The organism is Nocardia sp. NPDC004123 (assembly GCF_053603795.1).
Window position 1 is genome coordinate 1 of record NZ_JBSGGG010000043.1, and the last position, 19,934, is coordinate 19,934.

Annotated in this window: 2 protein-coding genes; one reads left to right on the forward strand and one right to left on the reverse strand. The window is 67.9% G+C overall.

Annotation, left to right across the window (positions count from 1 at the left end; all coding sequences use genetic code 11):
• Positions 1–108: 108 nt before the first annotated feature.
• Positions 109–855 carry a glucose 1-dehydrogenase gene (locus ACWEQQ_RS42185; protein WP_452345238.1) on the reverse strand — a complete coding sequence of 249 codons (747 nt, stop codon included), beginning with the start codon at positions 853–855 and terminating at the stop codon, positions 109–111.
• 850 nt (positions 856–1,705) lie between these two features.
• Here ACWEQQ_RS42185 and ACWEQQ_RS42190 point away from each other — a divergent pair.
• The gene (locus ACWEQQ_RS42190) at positions 1,706–19,927 is read left to right on the forward strand and encodes an amino acid adenylation domain-containing protein (RefSeq protein WP_452352174.1); all 18,222 of its coding nucleotides are present in this window, start codon (positions 1,706–1,708) and stop codon (positions 19,925–19,927) included.
• Positions 19,928–19,934: the final 7 nt, after the last annotated feature.

The following is a 19,934-nucleotide window of genomic DNA, read 5'->3' on the forward strand; positions in this document are numbered from 1 at the left end:
GAACGGCCCACCCGGCCCGGTCAGCTTCCCGGCCACCCGAGCGGCCAGAGCCTGCAGATCAACGGCATTGGTCATGAATCAAATCCTCGAATCCGTTGGGTAGCGCCGTTATCCGAGCGTCTTGTGTGGGACGCCGACGATCAGCCCGCCGTCGATGACGTGCTCCGCGCCGGTCGTGTAGCTGGATTCGTCGCTGGCCAGGTAGACGACGAGATTGGCGACCTCGTCGGCGGTGGCGGCGCGGCCGAGCGGGATCTGCAGGAAGTCCTCGGGGATGCCCTCGGTCATCGGTGTGCGCACCATGCCGGGGTGGACCGAGTTCACGCGAATGTTGTGCTGTGCCAACTCGAGTGCGGCCGATTTGGTCAATCCGCGGACCGCGAACTTGGTGGCGGTGTAGCCATGCAGTCCGACGCTGCCCCGCAGGCCCTCGACCGACGAGATATTCACGATCGACCCGATGCCGGCATTCATCATCGCCGTGGCCGAGGCCTGGATGCCGAGGAAGGTACCGGTCAGATTGATGTCGACGATCTGCTGCCAGGCCGCCAGTTCGAAGTCGACGATGGTGTTGCCGTTGACGATTCCGGCATTGTTCACCAGGACGGTCAGCGAACCGAACTCCTCGACGGCGACACTCACGGCCCGCTTCCAGTGCTCGGGGTCGGTCACGTCCAGGTGAACGAAGCGAGCCGCCGGACCCAATTCGGCCACCAGCGCTCTGCCTTCGGTCTCGAGCAGGTCACCGACCACCACGCGGGCGCCGTGCTCGACCAGAGCACGGGCATGCGCCGCGCCCATGCCACGCGCGCCTCCGCTGACGAGGGCCACCTTGCCCGCGACTCGCTTGTTCATGCTCGGCCTTCCATTGAGAGCTTCTCGGTCATGAGGGCAGCTAAGCATGTCTTCAATCACTGTTTCAATCATTGATTGAAACAGTGGAATGCGGTATGGCCCCCATTGGAACGGAACCAGGGATTGCAGACTGTTCACCGACCGCCCACTCATCGCCGATCGACACCGTCAGCGCGGGCAGCTTCCGGCGTGTCGCCCGGTCGCGCCACCAGCCGAACCGCAACCAAGAAACACCGATTACGCAGGTCAGACCGGTTGCCGAGGCGCTCGACAACGTAGACATGCATCACTGGAGTGCATCTGTTTCAAAAATTTTGGTCGAGGGACCAATCGGTTGCGGCGTCGGCGTCGAATCATAATGGACAGTCGGTTTTGGAGTTGGGATGTCCGGCATGGCCTCAGTCGAAGCTGCAACGGAGCAGACGGTGGTGCGCGGGGTTGCGTCGGCGGAGGGACCGCCGGGGAAGGTTTGCCGGTCGGTACAGCGGCGTCTGCGACGGGGTGTGGTCGACGCTGGGGGCGTTGACGTACCGGACCGTTCGTCGAGGAGTCGGGGGGTGTTACCGGGGTCGGGGATGTTGCCATCGTGTATCGGTCGACGGTCGAGCGCCGGTCGAAGGTACCGCAACTGGTGGCCGGAAATTAGCCGTGGGCGTAATGAGTCCCGAATCGGTCGGCATCGGCTGTAATGATCTTGGCGACGGACTCGACGTATTCAGCACTATGCGGGTTTGGAAATGGTCCCCGCCCTGGCCTCGTTCGTGGTCCCCGGACCGGCGCGCAACAACGTATCAGCCGGTCCTCGGGCGTTTTGAGTTCCTGAAATGAACGATATTTTGCGGAGGTCGAAATGCGCCAACCGGAGAGTGGCATCGAAAGCAATCCCGACCGTTCCAAATCGTTGCCAACAGGCACATTTCAATCCTCCAGTCAATCCTCCAGGCACACACATTCGGGTAACAGTTCCAACACGCCCAGCAGTAATCCATCGCCGGCCGATATTCTTCCGCTGACGTCGGCGCAGCGGGGAATCTGGTTTGCTCAGCATCTCGCGGAATCCACGCCGATATCTGTCGCCCAATACGTCGAGATCGTCGGCGAGTTGGATGCGGAACTACTTGCCGAGGCATGCAGAACCGCCGGTCGGGAGTTCGGATCGGGACATCTGCGCCTGATCGAGGTCGACGGAGAGCCCTGCCAGTTCGTCGACGAGGAAAATGGCGGCCCGGCGTCGGTCATGGACCTGCGCCGGCACGTCGATCCCGTTGCGACTGCGCACAGAATGATGGTCGAGGATTATTCCGCTCCATTGGACCTGCTGAACGACCACCTCATGACGAGCATCGTGTTCCAGGTCGGCGAGGACCATTACCTGTGGTATCAGCGCGCACACCACATCGCGCTCGACGGATTCGCCGCGGTAACAATGCTGCATCGGATGACCGAGCTGTACAACGCTTGGGTGAAGTCCGAGGAGCCGGCGCCGTGCCAGGCGCAGGACCTGCGAGAAGTCGTCGAGCAAGATCTGGCGTACCGCCATTCGACGCGTCTCGACAATGACCGCGAACACTGGATGGAGCACCTGGCGGGCGCACCTCCCGTCGTCAGCCTGGCCGCCCGGTTGAGCAAACCCACCATTCATCCGACGCTGGTCAGCACAGAGCTGGGGGACGACACCGCGCAGCTGCTCGAAAACGTCGCGTTCGAGCACGAGTCGAGCGTGACTCCGATCATCGTTGCGGCGTTCGCGGCTTATCTCGCGCGGATGACCGGAAGCGATGAAGTATTGCTGAGCCTGCCCGTTTCGGGCCGGCACTCCGCCGTGCTGCGCCGTTCCGGGGGGATGGTGGCAAATGTGGTCCCGCTGCGAGTACAGGTCGCCGGTCAAAGCGTCGGTGAACTGATCGCCGCGGTGAAAAGCGAGTTGACGAGTGCACTCCGGCGGCAGCGCTACCGCCAAGAGGACATATTCCATGACATGGGGATTGCGCGCGACGAGGCGGCATCATTCGGGCCGGCCGTGAACCTCATGATGGTCGAGAACGAGGTTGTACTGGGCAACACGACAGGCCGCCTGCACGTCCTCACCTCAGGACCCACCGCCGACCTCTTCGTCAATATCTACCCGGGCGCGGGCCGAGAGAGCACGCATATCGACTTCCAGGGAAATCCGAATTCGTACAGCCCTGAGGAGCTCGCTGATCACCATCGACGGTTCCGCATGTTCATGCACGAATTCCTCGCCGGCGGACCGGAATGCAAGGTCAGCAGGCTGCCGCTACTCGAAATGCAGGAACGCTCTGCGCTATTACCCGTGCGAGGGCCCAGCGCGGTCGAAACACGGCTGCTTCCAGAGATTCTCAGCGAAAGCGCGCGCCGGAACAGTAGCGGGTGCGCGATCGTCTCGGGCGGCAAGACGATGACGTACGGCGAGCTGGACACGAGATCCTCGCAGCTGGCCCGGCATCTGATCGCGCTGGGGTGTGGTCCGGACACGGCGGTGGCGATCATGCTGCGACGCTCGGTCGAATCGGTCGTGGCGACATGGGCGGTCGCGAAGAGCGGGGCGGCGTTCGTCCAGCTGGCCCCCGAGTACCCGTCGAAGCGGATAGACCACATGGTTGCCGACAGCGGCGCGACCGTGGCGATAACGGTCGACGCCCTGCGCGGGCGGCTCCCGCGGGGGATTCACCCCGTGGTTCTCGACGACCCCGCAACCCTGGCCGGAGGCGACACCGCGAGCGGGCCGATTTCCGATGCGGACCGCATCCGCCCACTACGACCGTCCAACGTCGCCTATATGACCTACACCTCGGGATCCACCGGAGCACCGAAGGGCGTCCAGGTCACGCACACCGGCCTCGCGAATCTCGTTGCCGATCGCGCCGCCACGTACGGCATCGACACGAAATCCCGTGTGTCCTATGCCCTCTCGCCCAGTTTCGACGCCTCCCTGGAACAGTTTCTGACCTGCTTCGCGAGCGGGTCCACGTTGGTGATCGTGCCGCCCGAGGTGACCGGCGGCGAGTCGCTCACGCAACTGCTGGCCGATGAGCACGTGACCCACCTGACGCTGACACCCACGATGCTGGCCACGGTCGACCCGCAGCTGCCGACCGACGTGCAGGTGGTCGTGGTCGGGGGCGACGTCTGCCCACCGCACCTCGTGGAGCGGTGGACCCTGTCGGCGTCCATGTACAACGAGTACGGTCCCACCGAATCCACCGTGACCGCCGCCGGCGCCATGCTGAGACCGGGCCGCGCCCACACGGTCGGTGGCCCCATCCGTGGCGTCTCGGCCATGGTGCTGGACCGGGCGCTGCAGCCGGTGCCCAGGGGCACCGCGGGCGAGTTGTACCTCGCCGGGCCGGGATTGGCCCGGGGATACAGCCATCTGTTCGTCGAAACCGCCGCCCGGTTCGTCGCCGATCCGTACGGCGGCACCGGCGCGCGCATGTATCGCACCGGCGACATCGCGCGCTGGACCTGCGAGAACGGCGAGACGACGCTGGAGTTGATGGGCCGCAGCGACTTCCAGATCAAGATCCGCGGATACCGGATCGAACCGGGTGGAGTCGACGCCGCGCTCACCACACACGACGACGTGGATCTGTGTGTCACGGTGCCGGTGCAGAACAACGTCGGCACGACCGTGCTGGCGTCCTATGTCGTCCCGGTCAGCGGCCGCCGGATCGATCCGGTCGAAATCCTGCGCTTCGCTCGCGATTCGCTACCGCCGCATATGGTCCCGGCGGTGGTCCTCCCGTTGGACAGCCTCCCGGTGAACGCCTTCGGCAAGCTCGATCGCCACGCCTTGCCGAAGCCCGAATTCGGGACCGCGCCGGTCGGGCGGGCACCGGCCACGGCCCGGGAAAAGACGATCGCACGGTTGTTCACCGAGGTGCTCGGCGTGCCGCGGGTCGGGGCGGACGACAGCTTCTTCGCCCTCGGCGGCGACAGCATTCTGTCGATCCGGCTGGTGGCGGGGGCCAAGGCCGAAGGCCTGAGCTTCTCCACGCAGGACGTGTTCGTGCACAAGACCGTTGCGGGCCTGGCGGCCACGGCGACGGAAGTCGGCGATACTCCCGGGCTGGCCGAGTTGCCCGGTGGCGGCGTGGGACCGATGCCGTTGTCGCCGATCATGCACGCCATGCTGGACCGCGGTCATTACGACCGATTTGCGCAGGCCGCGCTGGTGCAGCTGCCCGAGGGGGTCGATCGGGCGGGTCTGGTGCGCGCGCTGGGATCCCTGCTGAACCGCCACGACATGCTGCGCGCGGTATTGCGCGGCAGCGGTTCGGCCGATCGGTTCGTCGAGGTACTCGATCGGGAAGCGGTCGACCCGGAGGCCGCGCTCGTCGAAGTCCGGCTCGATCGACGTGACGCCGCCGAAGTCGACCGGCACCTGAACCGAGCCGCGGATCGATTGGACCCGGGCAACGGTGCGCTCGTGCAGGCCGTCTGGATTCAGGATCGCAGCGGCTCCGGACCCGACCTGATGTGGCTGGTGATCCACCATCTCGCCGTCGACGCGGTGTCGTGGCGCATCATCCTCACCGACCTCGCGCAGGCCTGGGCGCAGGTCTCCGCCGGCGGCGAGCCGCATTTCGGCCCGCTCACCACCTCGTTTCGGCGATGGGTGCACGGCTTGGTCGAGCAGGCGCCGGGCAGGCGGGCGGCGGAGCTCGACCTGTGGAAAGACGTCCTCGAGCGCGGCGATCATCTACTCGGATCGCGTCGTCTGATCCCGGATCGTGACATCGGGGCCACGGCGGGCCGGGTCGATCAGCGTATCCCGGCAGCGGTTGCCGAGGCGGTGCTCACCACCATTCCGGACCGCTTCCACTGCAGCGCCAACGATCCGCTGGTGGCCGCTCTGGTGCTCGCCCTCGGTGAGTGGCGGCGCAGGCGTGGTACGGCGGCGGCCGGAGAGTTGATCTCGTTGGAAGGACACGGCCGTGAGGAGCCGGCCGTACCCGGCGCCGATCCGAGCGGCACCGTCGGCTGGTTCACCACCCGCTTCCCGGTCCGGATCGACTGGGAGAACGTCGATCTCGATGATGCGCTGGCCGGCGGCGTGAGTGCGGGACTGGCGATAAGGCAGGTGAAGGAGCAGCTGCGCGCGGTGCCCGGCAACGGCATCGGCTATCAGGTACTGCGTCATCTCGATTCCCAGGGCCGCGCCGAGCTCGCAGAGCTGCCCGAACCTCAGGTCAGCTTCAACTACCTCGGGCGGGTGGGTTCCGGTGAACGCTCGGGGCCCTGGGCACCTACCACGGAATTCACCGCGCTGACCGCGACGAGCGATCCGGCGATGGCGCTGCCGGCCGTGCTCGATATCAACGCGATCGCCGAAGAAGGCCACGACGGGCTCGAACTGGCCGCGACCTGGGAGTTCGCCGCACAGGTGTTGACGGGTGAGGAGGTCGGCGAGCTCGCCGGACTGTGGGCTCGAGCCCTGGGGGCGCTGGCCGATCACGTCCGGTCCGAAACCACCTACAGCTTCACGCCATCCGACTTCCCGCTCACCGCGGTATCGCAGGACGATGTCGACCGCTGGCTGCGGGAATACCCGTCGATGACCGATGTGTGGCCACTCACCGCCCTGCAGTCCGGGCTGCTGTTCCACACGATCTACGACCCGGACGGCGTCGACGGCTACATCGTGCAGGCGGCGCTGACGTTCGCCGGGCAGGTGGATGGGGACCGGATGCGACGGGCCGCACAGGTGCTCATCGACCGGCACGACAGTCTGCGGACCGCGTTCGTCGAGAGTGACGATGGGCCACGCCAGATCGTATTGCGCGACACCACGGTCGATTGGGGCGAGTCGAATCTCAGCGGTGTCGGCCGGCAGGCGGAAGCACTGCGGCGACTCGCGACGGCGGCCGCGGCTCCGTTCGATCCGGCCCGGCCGCCGCTGGTGCGTTTCCACCTCGTCCGCACCGGCGTCGAAATGTTCCAGTTGCTGGTCACCAACCACCACCTCGTGCTCGACGGCTGGTCGATGCCCCTGCTGATCCACGAGTTACTCGCGCTGTACATATCCGACTGCGATACGGCCCAGCTCGCGCCCCCGCGTTCGTACCGTGAGTATCTACAGTGGCTGCAGGCCCAGGACCGAGACGCCGCGACCGCCGCGTGGCGGGAGATGCTCGCCGGAATCGACAGTCCGACGCGCATCACGAACGGGCCGGATCGGACCGTCACCGCGCACGCCGACGAAGTCGGCCTGAACCTGGACGCCGCGACCACCGCCGCGATTCTCGACCTCGGCCGCTCGCATGGCGTCACCCCCAACACGGCCCTGCACGTGGCGTGGGCATTGCTGGTGGCCGTCCAGGCCGGACGGCCGGACGTGGTGTTCGGCAATACGGTGTCGAACCGCCCGCCGCGGATTCCGGACGTCGAGCGCATGGTCGGGCTCATGGTCAACACGCTGCCCGTCCGCGTCCGGCTCGAACCCGACGAGACCGTCGGCGACCTGCTCGTCCGCGTGCAATCCGAGCAGGCGACGATGCTGGATCATCAGCACATCGGCTTGGCGGAGTTGCAGCGGGCCGCCGGCATCACCGACATGTTCGATACCGCGACGGTGCTCGAGTCCTATCCGTTCGACCGGGAATTGCTGGCACACGATCTCTCCGACGCCGGATTGCGGCTCGTCGAGATCGTCGCGCACGATGCCACGCCGTATCCGCTGAGTCTGCAGGTGACCCCGCCGCGGTCGAGTCGCGAGGGCGGACCGGACACCGGCGAGCCCGGAACCTACACGGTGACACTGAAATTCGCCACCGACCGATTCGACTCGGACGAGGCCCGCACGCTGCTCGAACGATTCGAGCTGCTGCTCACGCAGATCGTCGGCGATCCCGCCCGGAAGGTCTCCTCGATCTCCTCCTGCTGGGATTCCGAACGCGCGCAACTGCTTTCGGTCGGCAACGAGCAGCCGGCCGCGGACCTCGTGCTCCGCGACATGCTGTCGGGGACCGCGCGGCGGTATCCGGATGCCGTGGCCGTCCGGTGCGGTGACACCACGTGGACCTATCGTGAGCTGGAGCATCGCGCCGACGCGTTCGCTCGCCTGCTGGTCGGCCGCGGTGCTCGTGCCGAGTCGATCGTCGCCCTGGCCCTGCCCCGCTCGGCCGAACTCGTCGTCGCGATCTGGGCGGTGGCGAAAACAGGTGCCGCCTTCCTGCCGTTGGATCCCGGCAATCCCGCCGCGCGGACCGGGGAGTTGCTGTCCGACTCACGGACCACGCTTGGTGTGACGACAAGCGCTGTGGCACAGCAGCTTCCGGATACCGTCGACTGGTTGATCCTGGATGCTGTCACATCGGACGCGCACGAGGGTCTCCCCCACCCGTCCGGTGTGGCCGGGGGCGACCGCCTGTCGGCCGACAATGCGGCATACGTGATCTACACGTCCGGATCGACCGGCACACCGAAGGCGGTCCACCTCAGCCATCGAGGTCTGGCCGATCTGGTCGCGGCGCAGGCCGATGCCTTCGCGCCGACGCCGGATTCGGTGGTGTTGCAGGTCGCGTCGCCGGGATTCGACGCCTGCGTGGCGGAGTTGCTGTTGGCGCACAGCAACGGCGCCTGTCTCGTGGTGGCGCCGCCGGAGGTATTCGCCGGGACCGACCTCGAGGAATTGCTTCGGTCGCACCAGGTTTCGCACGCGATCATCACCCCGACCGTGCTCAATACCATGGATCCGTCCCGGATACCGTCGCTGACATCGCTCGCGGTCGTCGGTGAAGCTGTCGGGCCGGACACTGTGAACCGGTGGGCCCCGGGGCGACGGCTGATGAATCACTACGGCCCGACCGAGTGCACGATCTGGGCAACGGGGTCGGATGCCCTCGCACCCGGCGACCCGGTGACGATCGGTGGCCCGATCCGGGGCGCGTCCGCGATGGTGCTCGACCCGTGGCTGCGACCGGTGCCGGTCGGTGTCGCGGGCGAACTCTATATCGGCGGACCCGGACTCGCCCGCGGATACGTCGGCCGACGCGGCGTGACCGCGTCGCGCTTCGTCGCGGATCCGCGATCCACCCGCGGCGAGCGGATCTACCGCACCGGTGATTCCGTGCGCTGGGTGCGCGGACCCGCCGGGTTGGCGCTGGAATACCTGGGCCGCTGCGATCAGCAGGTCAAGATTCACGGCCTGCGGATCGAGCCGGGGGAAATCGATGCGCACGTGGCCCGGCGCCCGGACGTGGCGAGCGTCGCCACCGTGGCGGTGCAAGGGCCTGCCGGCGAACCGGTTCTGGTGTCCTATGTCGTCTCCGCGCCGGGCGCTGCCGTCGATGTGGCGGCCATCGAGGGCGATCTCGCGGGCAGGCTGCCGCGCTATATGAATCCCGCGGCGATCGTGCGGCTGGCGGAGATGCCGCGCACACCCACGGGCAAGGTCGATCGGAAAGCCTTGCAGCAGCGTGCCTTCGATGCCGACGCCACGGGCGGCAGACCGCCGTCGACGCCAACGGAGCAGATCGTGGCGAAACTCTTCGCCGATGTGCTCCATCTCGACACCGTGTCCGCCGACAGCAACTTCTTCGCGCTCGGCGGGGACAGCATCGTCTCGATGCGGCTGGTGGCGCTGGCGAGATCCGCCGGGCTCACGCTCACGCCGCGAGATGTGTTCGAAGGCAAGACAGTTGCCGCTCTCGCCGTGACGGCGGGCGGCGATGCGGCTCCGGTGACCATCGAGGAACCCCCGCGACTCCCGAAGGCCGATCACGCGTATCGCGCCTCGGATTCTTCGCTCGTCACGCTCACGCAGCAGGACATCGATCGGCTCGAGCGGCAGTACCCCGGGCTGTCCGACGTATGGCCGTTGTCGCCCATGCAATCCGGAATGCACTTCGACTCGACGTTCGATCCGGAAGCGGCGGACAACTACACCGTCCAGACGATGATCGGATTTTCCGGCGCGGTCGACGGTGAGCGCCTGCGGCGTGCGGTGCAGGCCGTGGTCGACCGGCACGACATCCTGCGGGCCGCTTTCGCGGAGACGTCGGCCGGGCCGTGCCAGATCGTGCTGGACCATGCCGAGATCGACTTCCGGGAGATCGATCTCGCCGATGGCGGCGATGCGGAATCCCCGGCCGACCCGGAATCGATTGCCGCGGCGGACGCGGCGGCGGGATTCGACCTGTCGGCTCCCCCGCTGTTGCGCTTGACGCTCATCCGTCTCGATGCGGAGTCCTTCCGGCTGCTGGTCACGAATCACCATGTGATCCTGGACGGCTGGTCGATGCCGCTGCTGATGCGAGAGCTGCTCGACTACTACGGATCTCCCGAACATATCGACTCCGCCGGACCCGCGCCCTCCTACCGCGACTATCTGGCCTGGCTGGGCCGGCAGGACAGCGCCGCATCCAAAGCGGCATGGGCGCAAGCCTTTTCGGATGTCGGCGCACCCACCCGGGTGTCCCGCGACGCGGGCGCGGCGGGCGCGGTATCCGCCGCCGAGGTCGGGGCCGAGGTGACGGCGGATCGTTTCGGAGCACTCCGTCGCATGGCGGCGGAGGCGGCCGTCACCATCAATACGGCCGTGGCCGCGGCCTGGGCCCTGAATCTGCGAGTACTCACCGGCGAGACCGACGTGATCTTCGGTTCCTCGGTGTCGGGCCGGCCCCCGGAACTGCCGCTGGTCGATCAGGCGCTCGGCATGTTCCTGAATACGATTCCCGTGCGCGTCCCGCTCGAACCCACGATGACGGTCCGCGAGTTGCTGATCGGCATTCAGGCGCGGCACGCCCGCATGCTGGAGCATCACCATATCGGCCTGCCCGAGATCCACCGCAGCGCCGGCCTGCCCGAACTCTTCGACACCGCCCTCACCTTCCAGTCGTTCCCCGTCGACCGGAGGGCATTGCAGCAGCTCGTCGATTCGGCGGGCCTGTGGGTGAACGAACTCAGTGAACTGGACGCGACACCGTACCCGCTGAGCCTGATCGTGGAACCCACGCAGTCCGAGCACGGCGAGCCACAAGGACTGCGGATCACCCTCCGGTTCCATGACCGTGAATTCGACACCGTCTCGGCGCGCCGCATCCTCGACCGCTTCGTCGAGTTGCTGTGCCGGTTCGCCGCGAACGCCGATACGCGACTCGGTGAGCTACCGCTCGACGAGGAGCCGCGGCCATCGTGGCCGGATTCCCGTGCGGAAGCTACGGTCCCGGACACGCTGGACCGGATACTCGCCGCCTCCGCTGCCGCCGATCCCGACGCGATCGCCGTGCGATACGGCACGACCACCATGACCTACCGCCAGCTCGACGAGCGATCCACCCGTCTGGCCCGGGTCCTGCTGCGGCACGGCGCCCGGCGGGGACAGGTCGTCGCCTCCGTACTTCCGCGTTCCCTGGCGGCGACCGTCACCGTGTGGGCCGTGGCGAAGACCGGTGCCGCATTCCTGCCGATCGATCCGGCCCTGCCCTCGGACCGGATCGAATTTCTGCTGTCCGACTCGGGAACCGTGCTCGGACTGACCGATACGTCCACCGGGAAACGTCCTCCCGACGGCGCCGATTGGCTGATCCTCGACGAGGACCAGGCGCTCGGCGCCGTGGACTCGGCGCCCGCCCTGCCGATCACCGATGCCGAACGCGGCGGGCCGATCCGGCGGGATCAGATCGCCTACGTGAGCTACACCTCCGGGTCGACCGGAACGCCCAAGGGCGCACTCGTCAGCCATCGCGGCCTGGCCGAAATCGTCGCGGCGCAACGGCGACTGTTCGGCGCCGACCCGATGTCTGTGGTCCTGCAGGTCGCCTCGCCCAGCTTCGACGCCTCGGTGTTCGAGTTGTTGATGGCGCACGGTTCGGGCGGCCGGCTGGTCGTCTCTCCCGCCGAGATCTACGCCGGCCCCCAATTGGCGGATCTGATTGCACATGAACGTATTTCGCACGCCATCGTGACCCCCTCGGCGCTCGCGACGGTCTCGCCCGACGGTCTCGACGAGCTGCGAGTGCTCGCGGCAGCCGGTGAGCCGGTCGGGACCGAACTGGTCGATCGGTGGGCGCCGCGCCGCACCATGGTCAATCTGTACGGGCCGACCGAGACCACGATCTGGGCTACCACCAGCACTGCGCTGGCGCCCGGTGCCGCGATCACGATCGGCAGGCCGATCGGCACCGTCGCGGCCGTGGTCCTGGATACCTGGCTCCGACCCGTACCGGACGGTATCGCGGGCGAGCTGTACCTGTTCGGCGCCGGACTGGCCGATGGCTACGTCGCCAGGACGGGGTTGACCGCGGCGCGGTTCGTCGCATGCCCGTTCGAGGGAGCGGGTCAGCGCATGTACCGCACCGGTGACGTGGTGCGCCGCAGCGCCGATGGCGAGTTGGAATTCCTGGGACGCAACGATTTTCAGGTCAAGGTGCACGGCACCAGAATCGAGCTCGGGGAGATCGACGCGGCGCTGGGCGCGCGTGCGGATGTGGCATACGCGGTCACCGTGCCCCGCCGCGAGGACGGCCGGTCGGTGCAGCTCGTGTCCTACGTCATGCCCGCGACCGGAACCGAGGTATCGGGCGCGGAGTTGCGTGCGGCACTGGCCGAGACGCTGCCCCGGACCATGGTGCCGTCCGCGGTGATCGTGCTGGACGAGGTACCGCTGACCGCCAACGGGAAGCTGGATCGTGAGCGACTGCCCGAGCCGGTTGCCGTCGTGCGCGAGTTCCGGGCACCGGCACCAGGGATGGAAGAGCTGGTCGCGCGAACATTCGAGCAGGTGCTCGACGTGGACGGGGTGGGCGCCGACGACGACTTCTTCGCGCTGGGCGGCGATTCGCTGAGCGCCTCGCTGGTGGTGGGGCGCCTGGGTGCGGCCCTGAACGTGCGAGTGCCGGTGCGATCGGTTTTCGAGGCGCCGACCGTCGCCGAATTGGCCGCGCGCGCCGGGTCACTCGGCGATGGGGGCCGCGTGCCCCTGGTGTCCGGAGTGCGCCCCGACCCCGTGCCGCTGTCGCTGGCGCAGCAGCGGATGTGGTTCCTGAACCGGTTCGAGCCGGATTCCCCGGCCTACAACATTCCGGTGATGCTGCGGTTGTCCGGGCGGCTGAACACCGAAGCGCTGGCGGCCGCGCTCGCGGACGTGGTCGGACGGCACGAAGTATTGCGGACGATCTATCCGGAAGTCTCCGGTGAGCCGCGGCAGGTCGTTTTCGACGAGCCCGCGGTGCCGATGGAGCCGGAGCGGGTACCGCCGGATGCGGTCCCGGATGTGGTGGGCGAATTCGTGCGACGCGGATTCGATGTGACCGCCCGCGTGCCGATGCGAGTGGGATTGTTCGAGCTCGACGCCGAACCCGGCAGTGACACAGGAGAATTCCTGCTGGTGCTGGTGGTCCATCACATCGCCGGCGATGGTCAGTCGATGGGCCCACTGGCCCATGACGTCATGGTGGCGTACGCCGCGCGACTGGCCGGGCACGCGCCGGAGTGGGAGCCACTCGCGGTGCAGTACGCGGATTTCGCGTGGTGGCAACGGCAGATGCTCGGGGCCGCAGACGATCCGGCGTCGTTGATGTCCACCCAGCTGGACTTCTGGCGCTCGACGCTCGCGGGCGCACCGGACCGGCTGGACCTCCCGGCGGACCGGCCGCGCCCGGCCGTCGCATCGCTGTCGGGAAGCCGGGTACCGCTGGAGATCGGCGCCAGGCTGCACGAGCAGCTGCTCACGCTGGCACGGTCGCGGGGATCGTCGCTGTTCATGGTGATGCATGCCGCGCTGGCAACGGTTTTGGGGCGACTCGGCAATACCGACGACGTCGTGATCGGCACCCCGATCGCGGGGCGGGGCGAGCCCGGCCTGGACGGGCTGGTCGGGATGTTCGTTAACACGCTGACATTGCGGACCCGGGTGGATACCGGCGAGCCGTTCACCGAGTTGCTGGCGCGCGCCCGGGACACGGACCTGCTGGCATTCGAACACGCGGACGTGCCGTTCGAGCGGGTCGTGGAGGAGTTGAAGCCGGAGCGATCGGCGGCCCGGCATCCGTTGTTCCAGGTGGCCCTGGCGTTCGAGAATCTGTCGAACGTCGAGGTGGCGCTGCCCGATGTCCGGGTCGCCCGGGCGGAGGTGGATACCGGGGCGACCCAGTTCGACCTGCAACTGGTGCTGTCGGAATCGTCCGATGCCGGTGCAGCGCAAGGCATCTCGGGCATGATGAGCTATGCGCGGGATCTGTTCGACGAGCCGACCGCGGCGGGAATCATCCGGCGGCTGATGCGGGTCCTGGAAGCCGTCGTCGACGATCCGGCCGTCGTGGTCGGGGATATCGACTGGCTGGACGCCGACGAGCGCTCGGCGCTCACCTCGCGGGTGGGGGCACGCACCTCGGCGGCGCCGGAGCCGTCCGGATTGCTGCCGGAAGTCCTCGCCTCGGCCGTCCGGGACAACGGCGACGGTATCGCCGTCGTCGCGGGAGATGCCACGTTGTCGTATGTACAGCTGGACGAGTGGTCGAGCCGGCTGGCGAGGTTGCTGATCAGCCGAGGCGCCGGACCGGAGAGTTCGGTGCTGGTGGCGGCAGCGCGGTCGATGGAGTCCGTCGTCGCGTGGTGGGCGGTGGTGAAGTCGGGTGCGGCCTTCGTGCCGGTGGACCCTGCCTATCCCGAAGGCCGGATCGCGCAGATGGTGTCGGATTCTGGTGCGGCGCTGGGCGTGACGGTGTCGTCGGCAGCTGCCGGAATGCCCGATTCGGTGGACTGGATCGTGCTCGACGACGCGGCCGTGGCCGCACGGATCGACGGGTTGGCGAGCGGCCCGGTCGGCGATGACGAGCGACTCCGGCCGCTGCGGGCCTCGAACGTTGCCTACGTGGTCTTCACCTCCGGATCCACGGGGGTGCCGAAGGGCGTCGCCGTCACCCATTCCGGCATCGCCGATTTCGTCTCGTCGCTCCGCGCCGACCTCGACCTCCGGCACACGTCCAGGGTGCTGCATTTCGCGTCGCCGTCGTTCGACGCCGCCCTGATGGAGACCCTGATGGCGGTCAGCCGGGCCAGTGCGCTGGTGGTGGCGCCGACGGGGATCTACGGCGGCGGAGAGTTGGCCGCGCTCCTGCGCGAGCAGCGGGTGACCCACGCCTTCATGACCCCGGCCGCGCTCGCGTCGGTGGATCCGGCCGGGCTGGACCACGTGCGGGTGGTGATGTCCGGCGGTGACGAGGTCCCGGTGGATCTGGTGAACCGTTGGGCGGGAACCGATCCCGCCGGCGCCCGGAAGTTCCGGGAGCTGTACGGGCCGACCGAGGCCACGATTGTCGCCACGGCGACGGGTGCGCTGCGATCGGGAGACCGGCCGACGATCGGCGCCCCGCTGCAGGGCATCCAGGCGCTGGTCCTGGATGCCCGGCTGCAGCCGGTTCCGGTGGGGGTGGCCGGAGAGTTGTATCTGGCCGGCCCGGCGCTGGCGCGCGGGTACCTGGACAAGGCGGCGGTGAGTGCGGCGCGGTTCGTGGCGCACCCGTTCGGGGAACCCGGACGCCGTATGTACCGCACCGGTGATGTGGTGCGCTGGAATGCCGACGGTGACCTGGAATTCCTGGGACGCAACGACTTCCAGGTGAAGATCCGCGGCTACCGGGTCGAGCTCGGCGAGATCGACGCGGCGCTGAGCGCGCGGGCGGACGTGGCATACGCGATCACGACGCCGTGGCGTACGGGCGCGGGCCCCGCGCAGCTGGTGTCCTATGTGGTGCCCGAAACCGGGACGAGCCTCTCGGGCGAGGAGTTGCGGGCGGCGCTGGCCGAGATGCTGCCGTCGTACCTGGTGCCCGCCGCGGTGATGATCCTCGACGCGATCCCCCTGTCGCCGAATGGCAAGCTCGACCGCGCCGCCCTGCCCGCACCCGTCGTGCAGGCCAGGCGATTCCGGGCCCCGGCGTCACCGGTGGAGGAGATAGTGGCCGGCGTCTACGCCGACGTCCTCGGCATCGACGCTCCGATCGGCGCCGACGACGACTTCTTCGAACTGGGTGGCAACAGCCTGGTGGCGACCCGCGTCGCCGCCCGGATCGGTGCCGCGCTCGACGCGACCGTGCCGGTGTCGATGATCTTCGAGGCGCCGACGGTCGCGAGGTTGGCCGCACGCGCCGAATCGCAGGCCCACACCGGGCGGGTGGCGCTGACCGCACAGCCACGGCCGCAGCGCATTCCGCTGTCGTACGCACAGCAACGGATGTGGTTCCTGAACCGGCTCGAGCCCGGCTCGGCCGCCTACAGTATTCCGATCATCCTGCGGCTGTCCGGAGAGCTGGATCTCGACGCGCTGCACGCGGCCATTGCGGATGTGCTGAACCGGCACGAGGTACTGCGGACCGTCTACCCGTATGCCGAGGGCGAGCCGTCGCAGGTTGTTCTTCGCACAACCGAGGCGATTCCGCCGATCACCGCGACCCCGGTGACGGAATCGGAACTGGCCGAGTTGTTGTCGGCGTTCGTCTCGACGGTGTTCGATGTAACGGTCGACGCGCCGCTACGGGTCCGGTTGTTCGAGCTGGGGCAGCACGAGTGGGTCCTGGCCGTGGTGGCGCACCATATTTCCTGCGACGGGTCGTCGCTCGGCCCGCTGGCCCGGGACATGATGACCGCGTACACCGCACGCCTGCTCGGGGAGACACCGAGCTGGCCGCTGCTGCCGGTGCAGTACGCCGACTACGCGATCTGGGAGCGGACGGTGCTGGGGACCGAACACGATCCCGATTCGGTACTCCGTGCCCAGATCGACTACTGGACACTCGAATTGGCGGAACTCCCGCCCTTGCTGGAGCTACCGACCGACCGGCCGCGGCCGCCCGTGCAGTCCTATGCGGGCGCGACCGTACCGATCACCGTCGGTGCCGACCTGCACGCGGCATTGCAGCAGGTCGCGCGAGCACACAACACGACGCTGTTCATGGTCTTCCACGCGGCGCTGGCGGCCACGCTGGCCCGGCTGGCCGATATGGACGACATAGCGATCGGCACTCCGTACGCGGGACGCGGCGAGCCCGAACTCGACGATCTGGTCGGGATGTTCGTCAACACCCTGGTGCTGCGGACCCGGTTGACCCCGGGGATGACGTTCACTCAGCTGCTCGAGCACGTGCGCGGGACCGATCTGGCCGCGTTCGGGCACGCCGATGTGCCGTTCGAGCGGCTGGTGCAGGAGCTGAACCCGGTACGGTCGCACGCCCACCATCCGCTGTTCCAGGTGATGCTGGCATTCCAGAACGTCGCCAAGGCCGAGTTCGACCTTCCGGGACTCTCGGTCTCGGCCGTGACGGCCGAGACCGACACCGCGCTGTTCGATCTGCTGGTCACGGTGTCGGATTCCTACGACTCCACCGGCGCCCCGGCCGGCATCAGCGGCGCGGTGACCTACGCGAGCGACCTCTTCGACGCGACCACGGTGACCACGATCGCCGATCGCCTGCTGCGGTTGCTCGGCGCACTGGTGGCCGATTCGACGCAGCCGGTACACGAGGTGGATCTGCTCGGCGCCGATGAACGGGAAGCCGTTCTGACGCAGTGGAATTCGACCGATCACCGGCTCCCTCCGGGCGAGACGCTCGCCTCGGTCTTCGCCGACTCCGTGCGGGCGCATGCGGACCGGCCCGCGGTGATGTTCGGCGAACAGTCGCTGAGCTATGCGGAATTCGCTTCTCGCGTATACCGGTTGGCGCGGTGGTTGATCGGCCGTGGAGTGGGTCCGGAGTCGCTGGTGGCGCTGCGCATGCGGCGCTCACTGGACCAGGTCACCGCCATGTACGCGGTGCACGCCGCCGGTGGTGGGTACGTGCCGGTCGATCCGGACCTGCCGGCCGACCGCATCGAGTACATGCTGTCGATCGCCGCACCGGTGTTGGAGCTGTCGACCCTCGATGGGCTGGAGCTGTCCGGATTCGATGACGCGCCGGTCACCGACGCCGATCGGCTCGCACCGCTGCGACCGCACAACGTCGCCTACGTGCTCTTCACTTCGGGGTCGACCGGTCGGCCGAAAGGTGTTGCGGTATCGCATTGTTCGGTGGTGAACCAGCTGCGATGGCACGCCGAGACCTACGCGTTGACGTCGAACGACGTGGTGCTGCAGAAGTCCCCCGCCACGTTCGACATGTCGGTATGGGAAGTGTTCACGACCCTGGCGATGGGGGCGCGGCTGGTGATCGCGCGCGCCGACGGGCATACCGACCTGGCCTATCTCGCCGAAACCATTGCCGCCCAGCGGGTCACGATCACCGCGCTCGTACCGTCGATGCTGGCGGTATTCGCGGACGCGGTGCCTGCGGAGTCGCTGGAGTCGGTGCGGACGCTCCTGGTGGGTGGCGAGGCATTCGGGCCCGACGTGGTGGCCGAGGTGCGGCGAACCTGGCCCGGGGTCGAGTTGCACAACCTGTACGGACCGACCGAGTTCACCGTGGCCGCAACCGCGCATCGGGTGATCGAATCCGACAGCGGCACCATGCCGATCGGCTCACCGGTATGGAACGCGCGGGCATACGTACTCGACGACCGGTTACATCCGGTACCGCCCGGTGTCGCCGGGGAGTTGTACCTGGCCGGCGCCCAGCTCGCGCGCGGCTATCAGTCACGTCCGGGCCTGACCGCGGAACGGTTCGTGGCCGACCCGTACGGCGACGGCGGGCGCCTGTACCGCACGGGCGACCTGGTGCGCTGGCGCCACAGCGGCGAATTGGAATACCTGGGCCGCACCGATTTCCAGGTGAAGCTGCGCGGCCTGCGCATCGAACTCGGTGAAATCGAGGCCGTACTCGCCGAGTACCCGGGCGTCGCCCGCGCGATCGCCATGGTGCACACCACCGGTACGGCGGACCACCTCGTCGGCTACGTGGCGCCCGCCGCAGGCGCGACGATCGACCCCGCGGCGGTGCTGGCGCACGCGGCCGGCGAACTGCCCGACTACATGGTGCCCACCACGGTGATGGCGCTCGACTCGGTGCCCCTCACCGTGTCGGGCAAGCTGGACCGTGCGCGACTACCGGAGCCGGTGCTCGCGGTGGGAGAGTTCAGGGAGCCCTCGTCGTGGCTGGAAGAGGAGGTCGCGCGGGCCTTCGGAGCGGTCCTCGGTGTGGATCGGGTGGGTGCCGACGACGACTTCTACGCCTTGGGCGGCAACTCGCTGAAGTCGGTGCAGGTGGTGACCGAGTTGCGCAAGGGACTCGACTACGAGGTTCCGATCAGCTGGATGTTGTCCGATCCCTGCCCGGCCGACCTGGCGAAGCGGATCGAATCCGGAATGCGCTCCGGTACCACCGTCGAGCGGACCGATATCGGCTTCGACGTGCTACTGCCCATCCGGACCGGCGGTGAGCAACCGCCACTGTTCTGTATCCACCCGGCCCTGGGCCTGTCGTGGTGTTACCGCACCTTCGACAGGTACCTCGCCGACGGCCGGCCGATCTATGGCATTCAGGCGCCGCAGATCGGCGGCGAGGACCCCGGTCCGACGTCGATCCAGGACATGGCGGAACGCTATTTCGAGGAGATTCGGGCGGTTCAGCCACACGGCCCCTATCACCTCCTCGGCTGGTCGCTGGGTGGCGTGATCGCCCATGCGATTGCCGTCGAGATGCGCGCCGCCGGTGAAGAGGTCGCGCTACTGGCACTGCTGGATGCCGAACTGGGCGGTGTCGACGAGTCGACGGTCCGCGCCGTCACGGCCGGCGAGCTGATCAGCAATCTCGGCCCGGTCATGGGCGTCGATTTCGTGAGCGCCGATGCGACCGCCGAGGAGGCCGCCGATCTGATCGAACGGCACCTCGGGGGCGGCCTGGGCATCGACGCCGCCATGATCGAGCGCCTGACCGACGCCTACAACCTGGCGATCCGGGCAGCCAGTGCCTGGCGGCCGACGGTCCTGGACAGCGACATGCTCTATTTCACCGCGACACAGAACAGGCGATCCGATGCCGCGGGTCACGAGGGGTGGGCGCAGGTGGTCCGTGGTCGGATCTCGACCTTCGACATCGATGCGGCCCACCTCGCGATGACCGAACCGGGCGCGGTTGCTCAGATCGCCCGGATTCTCAACACGCGATTGGAGCGATGACCGCGTC